The sequence below is a fragment of the Williamsia sp. Y712 genome (assembly GCF_059445525.1).
The window spans coordinates 1,599,147-1,619,010 of sequence record NZ_JCAIUN010000001.1 but is presented as its reverse complement, the minus strand read 5'-3'; the positions used below and the strand labels follow the sequence as shown (position 1 = coordinate 1,619,010).

The window sequence follows — 19,864 nt, the reverse complement described above, 5'->3', positions numbered from 1 at the left end:
GCGGGTTCTGCGACCCCTGCCGTTGTCGGCCACACCCGATATCGGAGCGCTGACCGATCTGCTGGCGGGTTCGGTGAGTTACCTGCCGGTCCCGGCCGCCGACCCCACCGAAACCGCGCGGCTGTGCACCGCACTGGGTGCCGGAGAGCCCATCGACCCCGATGTCGCACTGGTGGTCGCGACGTCCGGCACCACCGGAACACCCAAGGGTGCAATGCATTCCGCGGGGTCACTGCTCGCATCGATCGACGCCACCCACGAATACCTCGGTGGCGAAGGCGGATGGCTGCTGGCCCTGCCCCCGCATCACATCGCGGGACTGCAGGTGCTCCTCCGATCCATCCGGTCCGGATTCGCCCCGGTCACGATGGATGTGTCGAACGGCTTCGACGCCGCCGCACTGGTCGACGCGATCGCCTCGATGACGTCGACGCGCCGTTACACATCGCTGGTGCCAACCCAATTGGTGAAGGTCCTCGAGCACCCGGCCGCGACCGCCGCTCTGAGCGAGGTCGACGCGGTACTCGTCGGCGGTGCGGCGACCCCGGCACCTTTGCGTCGCAGGGCAATCGAGGCCGGCATACCCATCGTCCGGACCTACGGTATGAGCGAGACCTGTGGCGGTTGCGTCTACAACGGCGCACCTTTGCGCGGGGTCGAGATCCGCATCGACGGCACACCCCCAGGCCGGGTCGTCCTGCGCGGCCCGATGGTCGCGGCCGGCTATCGCGGACTACCCGACCACCCTGCGTTCGCCGAGGCCGGATGGTTCCGGACCGACGATCTGGGCCAAGTCGACGAGCATGGCGTGCTCACCATCATCGGCCGGGCAGACGAGGCGATCACCACGGGCGGTCTGACCATCGTGCCGCAGGTGGTCGAGGCGGTACTACTGGCCGATCCGGCGATCAGCGAGTGCGCTGTACTCGGATTACCCGATGATCGGCTCGGCGAGAAGGTGGTCGCCGCGGTTGTCGCCGCCGCGGGCGCTGCGATCAGCCCAGAAGCCGTGAAAGCCTTTGCTGCCCAACAACTTGATCGAACAGCCGTACCGCGCGAGGTACACGTCGTCGATGAGCTGCCAAGGCGGGGTCCGGGCAAGATCGATCGCGCCGCGCTGCGCGCACTTCTGCGCCCATAACCGCGGCGTCCGCTATGGGTAGAGGGACGCGGAATTCGGGTAGTCGACTACCCGAGACCCGCACGCCCCACACAAAGCAGGCTGTCATCAAGCACTCGTCAGACTTGAAAGGCCGTTGACATGACTTCCATCAGCCTCACCCGAAGAGCGGTCGCTCCGTCGACGGTGTATTGCAAAGTCGATGACAGCAGCGGGCCGATCACCCCCGGCGATCTACTCGTCCCGTCCACCACCACGTTCGGCCACGCCATGAGAGCCGCTCACGCAAGCGATGATTCGGCGGTCATCGGCGAAGCCCTCGCGCCATTCGACGGTGGTTGCGGTTTGATCCGCATAGCCGTCACCGCCGAACAGGCAGCGGTGATGCGAGGGCAGTCCATGAAGACAAATCGTCAAAGAAATCTGTTCTACCGGCTCCTCAACCACCGCTGAGTACATCGGCCGATGTTTCATTCCGGGTTGCGATGGGTAAAGTTACTCCGTCACCTAGAATTTCGGCCGAGTAGCAGCCGGGGAGCTGTGCAGAAGAAAGTCTCGTGCCGAAGCTGGGAATGAACGAGGGGTCCTTTACACAAGACCGTTGTGTACGGGACCGGGGAAGGTCCGGGGATAGGTGAGCATCAGCGATTCAGGGCGCGTCTACAGGATAGGTGTCGTCGAGGATTTCGAGTCGCAGCTCAAAGGTCTGCAAACGATCATCGAAGAAGCGGACGGAATGACGTTTGTCGCGGGGGCGGCCACCGTCAGGGAATTGCTGGCCGCGTCCACAGATCTCGATGTCGTTGTACTCGATCTGCGTCTCGAAGACGGTTCCAGTCCACAGGTCAACGCCGAGCAACTCCATGCCCACAACATCAACGTCCTGGTCTTCACCACCGCGGACTATCCAGACCTGGTCCGGTCGGCCATCTCCGCCGGGGTTGCCGGTGTGATGCGCAAGTCTGCCCGCAACAAAGAGCTGGTGGAGGCCATCCGGCTCGCTGCCCAGGGACAAACGGTTGCCACCATGGATTGGGCTGCGGCCATCGACGCCGACCCCGACCTGGGATCGGTCGATCTCAGCCCCCGTCAGCGTGAAGTACTCGAGCTGTACGCCTCCGGCGAGCCCGCGGCACGGGTCGCGTCGATCACGGGACTGTCGATCGAGACCGTCAACGCCTACCTCTCCAGGATCCGGCGCAAATACGCCGACGCCGGCAGGCCCGCACCGACCAAAACCGACCTCTACAAGCGCGCACTGGAAGACGGCTGGCTGCCGATTCCCAGATTGTTCCGCCGTTGAGGAAGCCCGTTACCTCGCTGACGCCATCTGATTCCAGAAGCTCCGCCGACAACATCTTTCGTCAGTTCTGCCGCTATCTCGGTGTCGCCTACCTTCTGAGCTTTGCCCTCCTCTTCGGCGCCATCGTTCGTTCCACGGATGTGGTCCCGGTCTGGTGGACCATCGCCGTGGTGCTGGCGATCTACGGCGTCGCAGGCGCGATGTTCGCGGTCTCGTTCCGCCGGCCCGATGTCACCTGGGTGCGGTGGTCAGGACGGGCGCTGGCCGTTGGCTACGGGCTTGCGATCGCGACGTGGCCGCTGGTGTGGAACGGGGAGCTCATCGACGCCAACTACGGAATGTGGTTCACCCAGTTCAACGGATTTGCGGCGGTCACCGCCGCCGTGGTCTGGCGAGTGCGGTGGTCGCTGCCCTATCTGATCTATGTGGTGGTCTCAGTCCAATTCGTCAACGATGCCGTCCACACGCCCAGGTACGACACCGCGGTACCCACCGACATCGCCTGGAGCATCTGTCTGACCGCGATCCCCTACGCGATCGCGGTTGCCGCGCTTCGATCCGGGCGCGTCCTTGATGCAACCCGGGTGCAGTCTTCCTTGGCCGCCGCGGACGCCGCGGCCATAGTTGCGCGAGCCGACGAGCGTGCCCGTTTCGACGCGTTGACCCACGATCGGGTGATGTCGACGCTGCTGAGCGCCGCTCGGCATCCGATGTCCGCCGAGCTCGTGTCGCAGGCGACGAGCACGCTGTCGAAACTCGACGCCCTCAAGGCCATCGGCGAGACCGACGCTTCACCGCTCGAGGTCGACGACGCGGTTCGCAAGATCATTCTCACGGTCACCGAGGTCGACGGAACCTTCGTTGTGCGCACCGACATCTCATCGCGGGCCCGCGATGAGCCTCTTCCGGGACCGGTGTTGTGGACGGTCGCAGAAGCCGCGGCCGAAGCGGCTCGCAACAGCGTTCAGCATGCGGGGCCCCGGACGGCGCGATCGGTGGACGTCCTCGTCACCGAAAGCGAGCTGTGCGTGGAGGTGGCCGACGACGGTGCGGGTTTCGAACTGAACAATGTCCGCCCCGATCGACTCGGCGTGTCCGGGAGCATCCATGGACGGATGGAGGGCCTGACCGGCGGTAGTGCCGAAGTGGTTTCCTCACCCGGCCAGGGCACCCGGGTTCGGCTGCGATGGATCAGGTCATGACCAACCCGAAACAACTCGTCGACCCCGTGGACGTCCGCGACATCTTGGGCCTACGAACCCCGATGACCTGCGCGATGGTCGGACTCGTCGTGGTCGCGATGTGCTTCGGGGCATCTCAGAGTCTGGCCGGCGTGTCCCCCCGCTGGCCGGTGCTGCTGGTTGTCGGGATCATCGCCGCGGCGACGATCGCCCTGATCACCGTGCCGCACGATCCATTGCCGTTTGGCGCTGCCATCGCGATCGCCCTTGCCCCACCGCTGGCTGCCGCAATCCTGCTGATCGTCGTCCCGGTACCGCTGGCCATCGGAAATCAGGTGTGGGTGTCGGGATACGCGACGCTCATCTACATCTTCATGTGCATCCGTGGACGGTATGCCCTCGCCTGGATCAGCGTCGTGGTCGCGGTCGTCGTGCATGTGTTCTGGTCCGCCACGACCGACCAGGGCATCTGGGAGGGCGCGCGCATACCGCTGTACAACGCAGGGGGACTTCTGGCGGTGACATTGATCGCCCGCGCGCTCCGGTCGACAACCGAATCCGTCCTCTCGCTGCGCGCTGCCCGAGCGCAGCGCGCAGCGAGAGCCTCCGCCGTCGCCGCTGCCCTCCAGGAGCGGCACACCCGGCTCGCCGAACTCGGCGAACTCGCGCAACCGGCGCTCGCGCGGATAGCCACCGGGGTGCCGTTGACCGACGCCGAGCGCCAATCGTGTGAATTGCTCGAGGCCCACCTGCGCGACCAGCTCCGCGCACCCGCACTCGCAAGCCCCGAAACGACCGCGGCGGCCCGCGCTGCCCGCGCCCGGGGCGTCGAGGTGATGCTGATCGATGACGGCGGACTGTTCGGCGCATCCGAATCGATCAGGGCAACCGTTCGGCGCGAAGTCGCCGCGGCCTTGCAGAGCGCAGACGAAGGCGAGGTCCGGGTCCGGGTCATGCCGCCAGGACGCACCAATGTGGCGACCATCTATCAACACGGCGAGGCCCGAACCACCCGGATCGAGATCGACACGATGGGCAATATCGCGAAAGACATTCGCTCACATCAACTCCCGGGGCAGGCCACAGACGATCTAGTTAGCTCAGACAACGATGGCCCCAGTACTGGTGGCACATCCTTTGGCGACTACCGGCCCCACCACCGCCCTGGTTAGGGTTATCCGCCGGATAGCCTCCGTCCGGTATCCGAGGAGTACCCCCGAACATGTCGCTGCCATTGAACACTTCTGAGCCCTTACCCGCCCCCGCACTCACAGCCCGCGAGATCCAAATTCTTCGTGAATGGGCCATGCGGGACACCAAGTCCGAAGTCGCCGCGACCCTCTTCATCACATCGGCGACGGTGAGCACCCACATCAACCGGATCCGGCTGAAGTATGCCGCCATCGGACGTCCGGCCACCACCAAGGCAGCTCTCATCGCGCGCGCCCTGCAGGACGGACACGTCCAGCTCCACGAGCTGTGAAAATCACACACTCGTCCAACTGAGTTGGGAAACCGGCGCCACCACGCCCCGTTTCACGTGGACGAGGTGACAGCCGGCGACAGAACGTGACAGTGCGACGACAGGGCCTGCGCGCACTGTGTGTTTCATGAACCCACCACTGCACTCCGGAGCACCGGCCATCGAGGCCCACGGGCTCGTCAAACACTTCGGTTCCACCAGAGCCGTCGACGGCGTCGATCTGGTCGTTCCCACCGGAACGGTCTACGGCGTCCTCGGCCCCAACGGGGCGGGCAAGACCACCACCGTCCGCATGCTCGCCACACTTCTGCGACCCGACGCCGGGCAGGCCAGGATCTTCGGATACGACGTCGCCGACGATTCGGTCGCGGTGCGGTCGCTCGTCGGTGTCACCGGCCAGTACGCATCGGTCGACGAAGACCTTTCGGCCACCGAGAACCTCATCGTCTTCAGTCGCCTGTTGGGCAAGAGCCGGAGAGCCTCCCGGCAACGGGCCAGTGACCTGCTCGACGAGTTCGGGCTCACCGCCGCCGCGAAACGCCCACTCAAGGAGTTCTCCGGCGGCATGCGGCGCCGGCTCGATCTGGCCGCCAGCCTGATCGCAACTCCCCCACTGCTGTTCCTCGACGAACCGACCACGGGGCTCGATCCGCGGACCCGAGCCCAGATGTGGGACACCATCCGGCGACTCGTGGCCGACGGCAGCACCGTGCTGCTGACAACCCAATATCTCGACGAGGCAGACCAACTCGCCGATCGCATCGCCGTCATCGATCACGGCCGGGTCATCGCCGACGGAACCGCCGATGAATTGAAGAACTCCATCGGCTCGACCACCTTGCAACTCACACCCGCCGACAAATCTCTGGCGCCGGCCGCAATGGCGATCATCGAGCGGATCCTTTCCGAACAGGCCACGCTCAGCCCGGAGGCCGGGCGCATCACGGCTCCGCTGATCCGCCCGGATCTGTTGCCCGACATCCTCATCGCACTGCGTGAGCACGGCATCGTCGTCGAGGGCATGAACGTCCAGAAGCCCAGCCTCGACGAGGTCTTTCTCACCATCACCGGCAAACCCGCCGAATCCGATACCACCTCGCAGGAGGACGCAGCATGACCACACTCATCGAAAAACCGAACACCGTGGCCGAACACGCGCCGCGGCCGGTCACGGCCATCGGGCTCCGCGACACGATCGCCCAGTCGTTCACCATGGGCTACCGCGGGCTGCTCAAGATCCGCCACAACCCCGAGCAACTGTTCGACGTTGTGCTGCAACCGATCATCTTCACGCTGATGTTCACATACATTTTCGGCGGCGCGGTGGCAGGCACCGTGCAGGACTACCTTCCGATCATCATCCCCGGCATACTCGTCCAGACCGTCATCGTCACCAGCATCGTCACCGGGACCCAACTTCGAGAAGACATGGACAAGGGCGTCTTCGACCGCTTCCGGTCGTTACCGATCGCCCGGATCAGTCCGTTGGCAGGTGCACTGCTCGCCGACGTCATCCGGTACCTGATCGCCACGGCCATCACCTTCGCCGTCGGCATCGCAATGGGCTGGCGACCCGACCCGCTCGGGGTCATCGGCGCCACACTCCTGGTCATCGTCTGCAGCTTCTCGGTGTCGTGGATCTTCGCGTTCATGGGCACGATCATGAAGAAAGCATCTGCGGTACAGGGTGTTTCGATGCTCATCCTGTTCCCGCTGACGTTCATCTCCAACGCCTTTGTTGAACCCGACACCATGCCGGGCTGGATGCAAGCCTTCGTCGAAGTCAACCCGATCTCACACCTGGTCACGGCCGTTCGCGAGTTGACCAACAACGGTCACGTCGGCATCCACGTGCTCTGGTCACTCGTCGGGGCCGCGATCATCATCGCGATCATGGCGCCGCTCACCGTGAAGTCGTACATGCGCAACACGTGAATCAGGCAGTGACCATGAACTTTTGAGTGATCGACAAGATGTCCTGCACCGCTTGGCGGCGGGACATCTTGTCGATTTCCACTCCCAGTTCGTTCCACATCTCGTCGTTCACGCCCGCCAACTCTTGCCGCCGGTCCATCACCGCCATGAATGTCGGGTAGTCCAACCGGCAACCCACCCGCTGTGCCAGCAACAACAGCCGCGCACCGTCGACCGATCCGGGGTGTATGCCGCTGATCGACGCACCGAAAGCCAGCGCTATCGAACCGAACTGCGGAAGGTCGTAGAAGCCACCGGGCTCGAACATGTACTTCGCGATCTCGGCGAGATTGCGCAGATACCTTTCGGTCTCTGCCACGTGGCCTGCCAGTGCCAGTCCACAGACACTGACGCTGATCACCATCCCCACAAAGGGATCCTGTGTTGGGAATGGATGCTCGGACAACAACATTCGCGCCGAACGGTCGAACAGGTCTGCCGCATCATCAACACGATCGTCGTACCGTTCGAGCTCGGCGGCACACACCAGGATCCCCGCGGCAACCTCAGGATGGATCCGCGGATCCGGATCCGCAGGCACCCACCCCTCGGCAAAGACGGCGAACTCCTTTCGCGCTTCATCGATACGCCCGGCGCCGACGAGTCCCGCCACCACGTAGCCGCGGGTCTGCCGCAGATCATGTTCGGAACCCATCTGCTCGAACAGTGTGATCGCACGACGATAATTCTCGATCGCCATGTCGTAGTCGGCGACCTGGCCGTGCAGACTACCGATCTCCACCAGAGTGGCCGCCATTACCCAATGATCCTGCCGGGACTCTGCAACAACAAGATTCGCGCGGGCAGATTTCATGGCCCCGCGACGATCAGCGTTGTTCTCACGGGCATTGGCAGAGAGGGTGGTTGCGATCATCCGAACCTGCGAATTGCTGCTCCGGGTGCCGAGAACGAGTCGGCGTAGGGCACCGGTGGAACTGCGTGACAGCAGTATCGAGGAGGCGAAGTCCATCGGCGTGGCGTCGGCGAGGTCTGCGCGAAAGAGCTTCCTGAGCTGCCACTTGGCCACCGCGAGGGGACGAAACTGCCGGATCATCCTCAAGTGACCACCAGCGATGAGGTAGGTGGCCTGTCGATGTTCACGTTCTGCCTCGGTCAACGCGGCAACCGCCGTCTGGTCCAGGTACGGCAATTCGGCGATCACCCGCGGCGCCCAGGTCATCACCTCACCGTGCAGGCCCCTGATCGACCAGAACCCGGAGAGGACCGGGAAGCAGGTGATGATCGTCTGCTCCCAGCCTTCCGGGCGCGCAGACATATCGGGGTCCATACAGCGTCGCAAAACCCAGACCAGATTGTCAGCCTCTGCGGCCACCGCGGCGAGGACCGCCGGCTGCTCCCCGTTCTCGAACGGATCCTTGGCATCGTCAGCGAATCCCCGGGCCCAGCGCGCGATGGATGAGTTGACCTGAGCGCCTTCGTCCGTTGCCGCCAGTTGCTCCTCACCGAACTCCCGCACGGTCTCGAGCATCCGGTAGCGCATCCTGCCGTTCTCGGTGACCTGCAGAAGCGACTGGTCGACAAGGGCTTCCAGGTCGTCGTCGAGTTCGAAGTCGGTGACACCTACGACCTCGGCCGCGGCAGCACGCGAGAACCCACCCGGGAAACGACACAACCGGCGCATCGCCACCTGCGCGGGCTCATCGAGCAGATCCCAGCTCCACTCGATGACCGCGTGCAATGTCCGGTGCCGGGCCGGTGATGATCGATCTCCGGTGCGTAACAGGGCAAATCGTTGCGACAAGCGCTCAGATATCTCGGCGACGCTCATGGTTCGTACCCGCGCCGCGGCAAGTTCGATGGCCAGCGGCAGCCCGTCAAGGGCCCGGCACAGTTCGGCGACACCGGCGGCGTCGATGGCAACATCCGGTCGGATCGCGCGCGCTCGGGCGATGAACAGATCGGTTGCCGCCGAGCCATTCTCGTCGATGGACAGAGACGGAAGCTGATGGGTCACCTCTGCACCGACCCGCAGCGGCGACCGGCTCGTCGTCAGAATCCGTACCTTCTCAGACATTCCGATGAGTTCGGTCGCCATCTGAGCACAGGCGTCCACCACGTGCTCACAGTTGTCGAAGATGACCAGGCTCTCCGACGTCAGGGCATCGGACAGACGGCTCTGCAGGTCGGAGTAGGCCAGGCGTGGGCGGCCCGCGGGACCGACGTCCGATTCACCGACGCCAAGGGTTGCGGCCACAGCGGCCAGCACGTCGTCGGCTCCGCGCACCGAGGCCAACTCGACAAAGAAGACACGAACACCGTCATCGGCAACCAGATGTCCGATGCGGTTGGCAATACGCGTCTTTCCGGACCCGCCGGGTCCCTGAATCGTCACAACTCTGAACTGTCGGAGCAGCGAAAGGATGTGGGCGATGTCTTCGGTACGACCGAGCAGCTCATTGGGCTCGGCCGACAGACCAACCGACATCGCACGGGCGGCCTCTCGTGGAGGCTCGGCTGCAAGCGGCGGCCGCAGCAGCTGTTCGTGCAGCGCAACGATCTCCGGGCCCGGGTCGGCACCCAGTTCGCTCGACAACGTGCGGCGCAGACGTGCGAATACCGCCAACGCCTCCGCGCTGCGGCCCATGCCCGACAGCGCGCGGATCAACGTGGCGTGCGCAGACTCGTCGAGCGGATCGGCATCACATCGTCGTTGGGCCAGGGTCCGGGCGGTGTCGAAATCCCCGTCCGCCAATGCTTTGCGCGATCTGTGTTCGTCCAGGTCGGCGAGTACACGATCGGCGGTCTGCCGCACAGCACGGGCGAGATCGTCGTCCCCGAGATCGTCACCTGGCTCGCCGCGCCACAGGTCCGAGGCCGCATCCAGAGACTCCGCCGAGCCATTGGTCAGCAACGCCTGAACCGCAAAGACATCGATGGCCTCGGGCGCGAGAGTCAATCGATATCCGGTGGGACCGGCTTCGATGGCACCGTCGGGAAGCAATGGCCGAAGACGCGAGATCTGTGTGTGCAACGCCGATTGCGGCGACCGGGGCAGATCGTCGCCCCAGACACCGTCGATGAGGGCCGACTGTGACCGCTGGCTACCCGGTGCCAACGCCAGCACGGCGAGCAATCGTCGTGCACGAACCCCCGGAACGGGTCGCATTTGTCCGTTTTCGTCCGCGATGGCGACCGGTCCGAGCAGTCCGATGATCGGTGCCACTCCGACAGATTGCACGTGTTCCTCGCTATAGGTCACCGGTTGTCAAACAAAACTGCAGGTCAGCAGTGCCCCAACAGAGTATCGCGGACACGGATCCCAGCGGAGTCCGACCAAAGGGGTGGGCAGAGATGATGTCGAAAGTCGGTGGGGAAGGATGATCCCATGGCTTCCGCAGCGCAGTGGTTCGAAGGATCTCGGCCCCGTACCTACCCGAACGCGATCGCCCCGGTGATCGCCGGAACGGGTGCGGCCGGTTGGGCCGGCGACATCGTGTGGTGGAAGGCGGCGCTGGCGCTGGTGGTCTCGTTGGCCCTGATCATCGGCGTCAACTTCGCCAACGACTACTCCGACGGCATCCGTGGCACCGACGACGTACGGGTCGGTCCCATGCGCCTCGTCGGTTCCAAGGTGGCCACCCCGAAGTCGGTGAAGACCGCGGCGATGACTGCCCTGGCGGTGGCCGGGATCGCCGGATTGGTACTCGCATTGTCGAGCGCCTGGTGGCTGATCCTGGTGGGCCTGGCCTGCATCGTCGCGGCCTGGTACTACACCGGTGGCCGAAACCCTTACGGATACAGCGGCTTCGGTGAGGTTTCTGTTTTCGTGTTCTTCGGACTTGTGGCTGTCCTCGGCACACAGTTTGTCCAGGCCGAGAAGATCGACTGGGTCGGTGTGCTGGCTGCGGTGGCGGTGGGTTGCTACTCCAGTGGGGTCCTGGTGGCAAACAACCTCCGCGACATCCCCACCGACACCGAATCGGGCAAGGTCACGCTCGCTGTTCGTCTGGGAGACAAGCGAACTCGGATGTTGCACACGACACTCGTGGCCATTCCGACGATTGTCACCCTCGCGTTGATCGCGGCGACCCCGTGGGCGTTACTCGGTCTGATCGCAGCCCCGCTGGCCTACAAGGCCAACGTACCGGTGCGCGCAGGCGCCGGTGGACCGGCGTTGATTCCCGCGCTCGGACTGACCGGCCTGGCAATGCTCCTGTGGTCGATCGGCACCACGATCGGCTTGCTCGTGGCCTGACCCCGCCACCCCCGATTCTGGTGGGTTTTGGTGAGCAAACCCGCAGGTCGACCTCACCAAAACCCACCAATTTCGGCTAGCTGGCGGCCTGAAGGACGGCCTCACGCAGGGCTTCCGGTGTTGTCACCGATTCGATGAGCGCCTTCGAGGCCGCATCATCGGTGGCCAGGATGCCGAGTAGGACATCCTCCGCGGTCAACGCGCGGCCGGCGTCACGGGCGATGACGCCCGCGTGAGTGATTGCCGCTTTGGCATCGGTTGTGAACTTGGGCCGGCGCGTGCCACCCCGCGGTCCCCGTCGGCCACGGCCGCCTTCCCAGGGGCCGCGTTCACCTTCTTCGCGGTCCCACGGAGGTGTGTCGTCACCTTCGGGACGCTCCCCTGGATCTCCGCGAAAACGACCGTGAGGTCCTCCGCGTCCGTGTGGTCCGCCGCCGTGTCCGTGTGGACCTCCATGCGGGCCGCCCCGACGGCCACCTTCACGGCCACCACGACGTTTGCCCCAGTTGTCCGTGATGTCATCGCCGAATGCGGATTTGACCGCTGCGCGAACCTTGTCGAGATCGATCCCGATGGCCGCGAGGGCGTCCCGGTCTTCATCGACACGGTCAGTGTCCGCGCCCGACTTGTTGGCCTCGTGGTACTCGCGCACCACTTCACGGGCCTGAGCCAGGGTCAAACCCTGCTCACCGAGAATGTTGAACACCGAATTCCGGGCGTTGCACAGCATGCCGAGGATGAGATGATCGTTGCCGAGTGCGGTGTGTCCGAGGTCGGCTGCCTCCTGATAGGCGAAAACCAGGGTCATCCTGTTTTCGCGAGTGACTTGGTTGAACATATTGTCTCGCTTCCTGATATGGAATGCGGCGGCTATTCGCCGCGTGAATGCTTTTGGTGCACGGCTTGACGGCTCACCTGCAGAACGTCGGCGATTGCCTGCCAACTCCAGCCTTGCTGCCGGGCATTGGCGACCTGTACGTCCTCGAGGCGATCGGCCAACGTTCGCAGTGCCCTGACCGCTGCCAGCCCTTTGGCCGGATCACGATCGGCAACTGCTGTGGTGATGTCATCTTTGTTGTCTTGCACGATTGTCAAGTTACCCTGACAACAATGAGCTGTCAACATTTATTGACAACTCACCCCGGAACTGCCCCATTTTGGTGGGTTTGGGTGAGCATTCCCCCAGTTCAGGCTCACCCAAACCCACCAACATCGGGACAGGACCAACCTCTCGAGTGCAGAGCAGTACGGACCTGCTCGACGAATTCGGCGCGCCCGGATCGGATGTTTGCGGCGGTGACGGCGATGACGATCCAGCCTGCTGCCCGCAATCTGTTCCATCTCTCCAGATCCTTGGCATGTTGTTCGGAGGTGCGGTGATGGGCACCGTCGTATTCCACGGCGACCTTGAGCTTCGACCACGCAATATCGAGGCGGTAGCGCCCGGACATCACCTCGACTTGCAGCTCCCACCCGCACAAACACTCGTCGAAAAGGATCAGACGCAGGCGGGTCTCCCAGGGAGACTCCGCCCGAGCATCGACCAGCCGCATCGCTGTGATCGCCTTACCTATCCCCCAGTGGTTCTCCCACCGCTTGAGTTCGGCACGCATCTCGTCGAGCAGGGTGGGCCACAACCGGGCCATCGCGTCGAGCGCACCAACCGCCTCATCGCGAAGATTAAAGCGTCCCAGATCAATACCGGTTCTCGCGAGCGAGGTGCATCGAACTCCATCGAGGTCGACGATCTCATCGGGATCGATCTGGACGCGGCGAACGCAGACGCCCTCATAGCGCTTGTTGCCATCGATCGGCGCCACGATTTCCGGTTCGGCGACCTTCGGACGATAAGGATTGCCCCAGATATGGGCCGCGGACCAACCGCAGAGCACCGCATGGTCGTTGAGCATCCCGGCCGCAATCGACATCACGCCGAAGTCGGCCTCCTGATCGTTGCGCAACCACACCCCGCGCAGGATAGAGCGGTACTCGAGCCGGAGCTGATGTCGCGACATGACGTCGAGCAGATCGGCCGCACGCGCCGGCCCGGTTGGTAATTCCCCCATGGCCAGAGTCTGCCGACCCACCAAGTCCGTCAGCGCCACGAACTGTCGAGTTATCCACAGGCCGCGCCCCAGTTCTGGTGGGTTCTGGTGAGCCCGACCTGGGTAAATACTCACCAAAACCCACCAAGATCGGGATCTTATTCGGTGAGGAGGGACTCGCTGATGTTCATCCGGCCGGCGCGTGCAGCGGGGAAGAAAGACCCGGCAAAACAAAGACCGAAGGCGACGACGACATAACCGACGATCAGCAGCTGCGGCGAATAGACCACCTCCACCGACGTGGACTGCGCCAGGATCTTGTTGCCGACGATGTGGAGACCGGTTCCCATCACGACACCGAGCAACGACCCCACCGCCGCGACCGCTGCCGCTTCGGCCAGGACCATCCGCTGGACGAACTTGCGGGAGGCACCCATGGCGCGCAGGACACCGAGTTCACGCTTTCGCTCGATCACCGAGAGCATCAACGTGTTCAGCAATGCAATGGCGGCGACAACCGCGACGATCCACTGGATGGCGATCGCGAAGGCACCGGATTGTTCGACCGACGCCTTGGTTGCGTCGAGGCCTTCCTGGCCCGTGTAGACAGAGGTCGGCATCGTCGTGGCGCCGTCGGCGGCCGAATCGAGCGCAGGTCGGATATCTTCCTGCGACACACCGGGTTCGAGCGTCACCTGAAGATAGGTGTCACCGGGCCGGTTGAACCACTGCGACAACAGGTCATGGGAGATCGCCGCGGTACCCGAGTTGATGCTCACATAGTCGACGAGTTGTAGCACCGGCAGTGCGTGGTACCCGGTCGGTGAGGCGATCTCGACCGAATCACCGGTCCCGACACCCAGATTGGTCGCCATCGTCCGCGACATGATCATGCCGCGTCCGGCCAGAACCTCATCGATCACCTCCGGCGACCCTTTGCTCACGAACGGCGCGCTGGTACCCGGTTGCAGCCCCTGCAACAGCACCAGGGATTCACCGATGTTCACCGAGGCCCACTGGCCACCGACAACGCTCTGCACCCCCGGCACCTCGGCGATCGCGGTGGCCACCGCCGGGTCGAGGATCGGCCCATCGGGGACGGTCGCCTTGTCATGAGAGGACACGTAGAAGTCTGTGTCGCCCAAGCCATCCAACGAGTTGGTGATCGACGACACCAGGTTGCTCATCACGCCGGAGGTACACAGGCCGACCGTGATCGCGACCGCAACGGTCATCAGGGTCGCCCAGGCCCGGCGCGGTGCCCGTTCGGTATTGACCGCGCTCAGCTTTCCAGGTCCGCCGAGCAGTGCCGCGAGCCGGCTGACCGCAGCGACCAAAGGCCTTGTGACGGAGTAACACACCAGCAGCATGCCGACACAGAAGACGATACCGGCGGTCGCCACCGCGGCACTCTGGATCCGGTTGGCCATGATCACACCGACAACGATGAGAACCACCCCGAGGACGGCACAGATCTTTGCTGCGATCCCCCGGCCGGCCCGGCCCTCGGCCGCGACACCACCGGACATCGCCTCGATCGGCGACACCGCGAACACCGACCGGGCCGCGAGAACGCTTGCCCCGGTACAGGCCAGGACGCAGGCGATAACCGCGGCAGGCGCGGCATACGACGGGAGCCCGAACTCGATGGTTGCGCCGTAAGATCCCAACACCTCGGGCAACTGACCGATCGCCCAGCGCCCCGCGAGAATGCCCACGGGTACCCCGATCAGTCCGCCAACCAGTCCGAACAGTGCCGCCTCACCGACCAGATCGGCAACCAGTGGTCCGCGCCGCCCGCCGAGGGCACGGATCATCGCGATCGATGAACGCCGCGATGCGACCGCCATGTTCATCGTGTTGAAAACCAGGAACCCGGCGATCACCAACGAGATCAGCGACACCAGCAGCGTCGAATTACGGGTTGTCGCGGAGGCTGTTTCGGCCTGCTTCGTGCGGAAGTCGGGACTGACCACGGCGGCGCGGCCATCGACGACCGAGTTCAGCTGCTCACGGAGCTCATCGGTGGAACTCCCGGATTCCTTCGTCACCAGGATGGAATCGACGCGGCCTTCGTGATCGGTCAGCTGTTGCGCCAACCCGAGGTAGGCGAAGATGAACCTGCCCCCGTTGATGCTGCCGGCTTCCGGGGCATCGATCACCATCGTGACCTCGGTGTCGACGCCGTTGATCGAAACCTTTTGACCCTTCTGAAATCCCGTGGCCTTACCGACACTGATCCCGGACATCAACTCGGTCACGTTGGTGCCGCCGTCACTGACGGCCGACTCCACGGCATCGCGGAGACCACCACCGAGGGCAGTGATGTTGTTGTCACTGCCGAGAACCGTGATTCGCTCGCCGTCGACGTATACCGGGCTGTTGATCAGCGGCACAACGCTTCTCGCAGCAGGGGCATCGCGACGAATTGCACCCATCAGCTCATCGCTGACACCGGAGTCGACGATCCCGGCGACCTCGAGGTCGGCCGTACCGGAAATGGTGTCGCTGAGCTTCTGCACAGACGACGTCAGCGACCCGTAGGTCCCGAACACCGCCACCAACAGCGCCGAGGCGACCACCACCACCATCAGAGAGGTGGTCACGCGGAGCCGGTGGCCGAGCAGTTCGCGGAGATTGACAAGCCTGATCCGGGTCAGGCCGGCGAGAACCGGCCCGAACAGTGCCGACGGCTTCACGCCTGAATCTTCCCGTCCCGCACGGTGATCGTCCGGTCGGCGTGCGCAGCGGCCTTGTTGTCGTGGGTCACCATCACCACCAGTCGACCGTCACCTTCGTGCGCGACCTCGGAGAGCAACTCCAGGATCGATTCGCCCGTCTGCGAATCGAGGTTTCCGGTCGGTTCATCGGCGAGGACGATCCGCGGGCTCATGATCAGCGACCGCGCAATCGCCACGCGCTGCATCTGTCCGCCGGACAGCTCGGATGGTCGGTGCTTCGAACGTTCGCCGAGCCCGACCCGATCCAGGAGTGCGATGGCCTCCGACTTGGCCGACCTGAGCGACTTACCGTCGAGCAGCCGTGGCAACGCGACGTTCTCCCATGCCGACATCGTCGGGATGAGATTGAAGAACTGGAAGATGAATCCGACCCGCTTACGCCGGAACTCGGACTGCTGTTCCTCGGACAACGTCGCCAGGTCGAGACCATCGACGATGATCGATCCGGAGTCCGGGACATCCAAAGCCCCCAGGACATGGAGCAGCGTGCTCTTGCCTGCGCCGGACGGCCCGACGATGGACACGAACTGACGCGCTTGCAGCGTCAGGTTGAGACCGTCGAGTGCACGGACTTTCTCCTGCCCCATCTGGTACTCCCGCACCAGATTGATCGCTTCCACGATCGGCCGTCCATCCGTCTCCCGGACGTCACTCAATCCCGAGCTCTGCTCACTCAATCCACTCCCCCGTCGTAAAGAACTTCTCCAGTGTCGCTTCGGCACGGGTCAGATCCAGACCGGCACCTGCGACCCAGTCGTCGTTGTAGTACGTGTCGGAATACCGATCCCCGCCGTCGCACAGGAGAGTGACGACGCTGCCCGGCGTACCTTCCCTTCGCATTTCGGCGACCAGGCGCAGCGCGCCCCAGAGGTTGGTTCCGGTCGACCCACCCACCCGCCAACCCAGGACCTCACTGGCGCGTCTGGCGGTGGCGATGCTCGCGTCGTCGGGTACCGACACCATGCGGTCGATCACCTGTGAGACGAACGAGGGCTCGACCCGCGGACGACCGATCCCTTCGATGCGGGAGCCGGGCAACGGCCCCGCCGGATCCGCGTCACCGTCGCGATAGGCCGGGTAGAACGCCGAGTTCTCGGGGTCGACGACACACAGCCAGGTGTGGTGCCGCCGATATCGGATGAAGCGGCCGATGGTGGCCGAGGTTCCGCCGGTTCCGGCACCCACGACCACCCATGTCGGCACCGGGAACTCTTCCTGCGACAACTGGCTGAAGATGGATTCGGCGATGTTGTTGTTCCCACGCCAGTCCGTGGCGCGTTCGGCCATCGTGAACTGATCGATGAAGTGGCCGTTCGTCTGATCGGCCAACTGCTGCGCAGCGGCGTACACCTCATCGGACCGGTGGACAAAATGACAGAGTCCACCCTGTCGCTCGATGAGCCCGATCTTGGCCGGTGATGTCGTCGCGGGCATCACCGCGATGAACGGGACGCCGATCAACTGCGCGAAGTAGGCCTCGGACACCGCTGTCGAACCCGATGAGGCCTCGATGACCGTGGTCCCCTCGGTGATCCAGCCGTTGCACAGGGCATAGAGAAACAACGACCGCGCCAGACGATGTTTGAGCGAACCCGTGATGTGGGTGCTCTCGTCTTTCAGATAGAGCGAAATCCCGGTGGCACCCGAAGTCGTGTCCCACCGCGACCAGGCAGGCAGCGGAAATCTCAGTAGATGCGTGTCAGCGCTACGGGTCGCATCGGCGTCGATGAGCCGGATCGCGTTGTCGACCCACCCGCGATCGGCCCGCCTGTCGACCTGACGCGTCCACCCCGGCCCCGCGCCGCCCCCAGCGTTCGCCATGACTACTTGTCAGATCCGTCTTCACCACGAAGCCGCGACGTCAGGTTCTCGCGCTGCGCCTTGCGGCCGGCATCGACCGTCGCGATACCGACGTTCACGCGGTCCCGCAGGCCCTTGAACAGCAACATTCCCAACGGCAAGGCGATGATCACCGCAAAGAACGCGGCCACCAGTATCGGAACGTCGATCCCCACTGCCTGACCGATCAGGTAGATCGCGCCTGCCAACGCGATCACCAGAGCGATCCGGGCGCCGGTGAAGAGCACCAGGTCGATCGCCAGTCGGCGTCCGGCACCGGGCGTCGGCTCCACGACAGGAGGTGTGCGGCCCTTCTTTGCAGAAGGCCGTTTGTTTGCAGATGGCTCGTTCGTGCTCACGTCCTAGACCTTACTGCGCACCGAGCGGCCCGGGAACGTCCGGCTTTGCAATCGCTTTACCAACACCTAACTATTCGAATACCTGGGCATTTCGGTGTAACCATGAGTCGTAGGCTCCTCCAGAGACACGCGGGAGAACTGCACACAATCTCTGCCGAAGCTCCACCCGGGACCTGCGGCATGCGATTGACGGCCCACTCGATAGGAGCAGCCATGACGTTTGCAGGCCATCTCGGACAATCCGCCCCCACGCCCGGCTTGAACAACCCCGGCTTGAACAACCCCGGACCGATCCTCTCGCCCCAGGCTGCCAGTCAGCACACGCTGACTCCCGGCCAGGTGGCCGCGATGTTCAACGTCAACCCCAAGACTGTCGCCCGGTGGGCCAGCTCAGGACTTCTCGGCGCCATCCGCACGCCCGGTGGACACCGCCGATTCCGCGAAGAGGACGTCGTCGAGCTCCTCAATCGCCGCACGCCCGCTACCGGTAGCTGAACCAGATCACGTCCGACCAGCTCAGACCACACTCGTGCATCTGTCGGCGGCGTGCGTTCAGCTCAGGCAGGCACCACGGGTCGGCACCTCCAGTAGCCTGGCCTCAACGGCTTTGATTCTGGAGGTGCCGAAATGATTTACCTACTCGCCATCATCGGCTTGCTGGCACTGACCTATCTTGCATGGCGCGCGTTCGGGCCCGATGCAGCGGGCGGAGAGACCAGTGGACCTCAGATTCCGCGACGTCAGATGAAGCGCGGACCCGTCGGTCCGGACGATGATCTCGAATTCTTGAACGATCTGGAGCGCAAAGCCCGCGACAAGAATCCGAAGTTCAATTCCGACGGTGACGACCGGCCCAATTCCACTGACTGACATTGGCTGGCCCTTCTGATTAACGTTACTTAGCCTGCACAACTGTCCAAATTTTTTTGGCCTTTTGTCCAAAAATTGCGATCTAATTCCGCAGCCCATATTTGCCGGATTAAGTCCAAAGTTAACGTACCCAAATTGCTAGAAGATGCCTGCTCTCGGTACCCCTTTTGCGAACTTTAAAGGTAGAGTCACGCTCTAGTTCGACCGCTTCACACTGCTGCGGTCAAATCTCAGGTCTGGGAGTTAGATAAGTGGCTGCTGTACACGATGGAAAAACGTTTGCCGACCACCTGAACGAATTGTTCAGCACCGTGCGCGACGAGAACGGAATCCCCTACACGGGCAAGAAGATTGCCCTGAAGGCGAACCAACTCGGCTACACCCTCAGTGACGCATATATCTCCCAGCTGCGGACCGGCAAAGCCAAAACCCCGTCTTTTCGAACCGTCGAAGCAATTTCCCGGGCATTCGAAATCAGCGTCACCTATTTCTTGACGGATCCAGATGAGGATCTCAAACGCGTAGAACAGCAACGTGAATATGTGCAGATGGCCGCCGAGACCGGCGCACACCTCGCAGCGTTTCGGCACGAGGCGATCTCGACCGACACCCTCGACGTTGTGATCGAACTCCTGAAGGTTGTCAAGAAGCAGCAGAACGACCGCGTGAGCTGACGCGCGTCGAAGACGCCCTTGATAGTGCCGTCGGAGACACCTCTGAAGTGACGCCACAG

At 63.6% G+C, this 19,864-nt stretch carries 20 protein-coding genes; 12 read left to right on the top strand and 8 right to left on the bottom strand.

What is annotated here, in order from left to right; all coding sequences use genetic code 11:
- The first annotated feature begins 22 nt into the window (after positions 1–22).
- From menE to AC1D75_RS07590, 8 genes are all read left to right on the top strand, one after another.
- A complete protein-coding gene (gene menE, locus AC1D75_RS07625; protein WP_495516008.1) occupies positions 23–1,141 on the top strand; it encodes an o-succinylbenzoate--CoA ligase in 1,119 nt (372 codons plus the stop codon).
- Between the two features lie 120 nt (positions 1,142–1,261).
- Positions 1,262–1,573: a hypothetical protein gene (locus AC1D75_RS07620; RefSeq protein WP_495514670.1), complete on the top strand. Its 312-nt coding sequence runs from the start codon at positions 1,262–1,264 to the stop codon at positions 1,571–1,573.
- 187 nt (positions 1,574–1,760) lie between these two features.
- Complete coding sequence (locus AC1D75_RS07615) at positions 1,761–2,423, top strand: response regulator transcription factor (protein ID WP_495516007.1); 663 nt, start codon at positions 1,761–1,763, stop codon at positions 2,421–2,423.
- Positions 2,420–3,625 carry a sensor histidine kinase gene (locus AC1D75_RS07610; protein ID WP_495514669.1) on the top strand — a complete coding sequence of 402 codons (1,206 nt, stop codon included), beginning with the start codon at positions 2,420–2,422 and terminating at the stop codon, positions 3,623–3,625. The genes AC1D75_RS07615 and AC1D75_RS07610 overlap by 4 nt, the downstream gene beginning before the upstream one ends.
- Entirely contained in the window at positions 3,622–4,776 is a 1,155-nt protein-coding gene (locus AC1D75_RS07605; RefSeq protein WP_495514668.1) for a DUF8320 family protein, read from the top strand. Before AC1D75_RS07610 ends, AC1D75_RS07605 begins: the two co-directional genes overlap by 4 nt.
- Positions 4,777–4,826: 50 nt before the next feature.
- The gene (locus AC1D75_RS07600; protein WP_495514667.1) at positions 4,827–5,087 is read left to right on the top strand and encodes a LuxR C-terminal-related transcriptional regulator; all 261 of its coding nucleotides are present in this window, start codon (positions 4,827–4,829) and stop codon (positions 5,085–5,087) included.
- A gap of 127 nt (positions 5,088–5,214) precedes the next feature.
- Positions 5,215–6,204: an ATP-binding cassette domain-containing protein gene (locus tag AC1D75_RS07595; protein WP_495514666.1), complete on the top strand. Its 990-nt coding sequence runs from the start codon at positions 5,215–5,217 to the stop codon at positions 6,202–6,204.
- Positions 6,201–7,022, top strand: a complete 822-nt coding sequence (locus tag AC1D75_RS07590) for an ABC transporter permease (RefSeq protein ID WP_495514665.1) — start codon at positions 6,201–6,203, stop codon at positions 7,020–7,022. Before AC1D75_RS07595 ends, AC1D75_RS07590 begins: the two co-directional genes overlap by 4 nt.
- A 1-nt stretch (position 7,023) precedes the next feature.
- Here AC1D75_RS07590 and AC1D75_RS07585 read toward each other — a convergent pair whose 3' ends face one another.
- Positions 7,024–10,260, bottom strand: coding sequence for an AfsR/SARP family transcriptional regulator (locus AC1D75_RS07585; protein ID WP_495514664.1), 3,237 nt, complete (start codon positions 10,258–10,260; stop codon positions 7,024–7,026).
- 147 nt (positions 10,261–10,407) lie between these two features.
- Here AC1D75_RS07585 and AC1D75_RS07580 point away from each other — a divergent pair, with 147 nt between their 5' ends.
- Complete coding sequence (locus tag AC1D75_RS07580; protein WP_495514663.1) at positions 10,408–11,277, top strand: 1,4-dihydroxy-2-naphthoate polyprenyltransferase; 870 nt, start codon at positions 10,408–10,410, stop codon at positions 11,275–11,277.
- A gap of 76 nt (positions 11,278–11,353) precedes the next feature.
- Here the strand turns inward: AC1D75_RS07580 and AC1D75_RS07575 are convergent, their stop codons facing one another.
- From AC1D75_RS07575 to AC1D75_RS07545, 7 genes are all read right to left on the bottom strand, one after another.
- On the bottom strand, positions 11,354–12,115 hold the full coding sequence (locus AC1D75_RS07575; RefSeq protein ID WP_495514662.1) for a Clp protease N-terminal domain-containing protein: 762 nt from the start codon (positions 12,113–12,115) through the stop codon (positions 11,354–11,356).
- 32 nt (positions 12,116–12,147) lie between these two features.
- The gene (locus tag AC1D75_RS07570; RefSeq protein WP_495514661.1) at positions 12,148–12,402 is read right to left on the bottom strand and encodes a helix-turn-helix domain-containing protein; all 255 of its coding nucleotides are present in this window, start codon (positions 12,400–12,402) and stop codon (positions 12,148–12,150) included.
- A 68-nt stretch (positions 12,403–12,470) separates the two neighbouring features.
- On the bottom strand, positions 12,471–13,343 hold the full coding sequence (locus AC1D75_RS07565) for a DUF559 domain-containing protein (protein ID WP_495514660.1): 873 nt from the start codon (positions 13,341–13,343) through the stop codon (positions 12,471–12,473).
- Positions 13,344–13,480: 137 nt separating this feature from the next.
- Positions 13,481–16,021 carry an ABC transporter permease gene (locus AC1D75_RS07560; protein ID WP_495514659.1) on the bottom strand — a complete coding sequence of 847 codons (2,541 nt, stop codon included), beginning with the start codon at positions 16,019–16,021 and terminating at the stop codon, positions 13,481–13,483.
- Positions 16,018–16,650, bottom strand: a complete 633-nt coding sequence (locus AC1D75_RS07555; protein ID WP_495516006.1) for an ABC transporter ATP-binding protein — start codon at positions 16,648–16,650, stop codon at positions 16,018–16,020. Before AC1D75_RS07555 ends, AC1D75_RS07560 begins: the two co-directional genes overlap by 4 nt.
- Before the next feature lie 82 nt (positions 16,651–16,732).
- Complete coding sequence (gene cds1 / locus AC1D75_RS07550; RefSeq protein WP_495514658.1) at positions 16,733–17,884, bottom strand: L-cysteine desulfhydrase Cds1; 1,152 nt, start codon at positions 17,882–17,884, stop codon at positions 16,733–16,735.
- Positions 17,885–17,886: 2 nt separating this feature from the next.
- Positions 17,887–18,261: a DUF4229 domain-containing protein gene (locus tag AC1D75_RS07545; protein ID WP_495514657.1), complete on the bottom strand. Its 375-nt coding sequence runs from the start codon at positions 18,259–18,261 to the stop codon at positions 17,887–17,889.
- 213 nt (positions 18,262–18,474) lie between these two features.
- Here AC1D75_RS07545 and AC1D75_RS07540 point away from each other — a divergent pair, with 213 nt between their 5' ends.
- The 3 genes from AC1D75_RS07540 (at position 18,475) to AC1D75_RS07530 (ending at position 19,805) form a co-directional block, all read left to right on the top strand.
- Positions 18,475–18,756: a BldC family transcriptional regulator gene (locus tag AC1D75_RS07540; protein WP_495514656.1), complete on the top strand. Its 282-nt coding sequence runs from the start codon at positions 18,475–18,477 to the stop codon at positions 18,754–18,756.
- Between the two features lie 132 nt (positions 18,757–18,888).
- A complete protein-coding gene (locus tag AC1D75_RS07535) occupies positions 18,889–19,131 on the top strand; it encodes a hypothetical protein (RefSeq protein ID WP_495514655.1) in 243 nt (80 codons plus the stop codon).
- 251 nt (positions 19,132–19,382) lie between these two features.
- The gene (locus tag AC1D75_RS07530; RefSeq protein WP_482135741.1) at positions 19,383–19,805 is read left to right on the top strand and encodes a helix-turn-helix domain-containing protein; all 423 of its coding nucleotides are present in this window, start codon (positions 19,383–19,385) and stop codon (positions 19,803–19,805) included.
- Positions 19,806–19,864 lie beyond the last annotated feature (59 nt).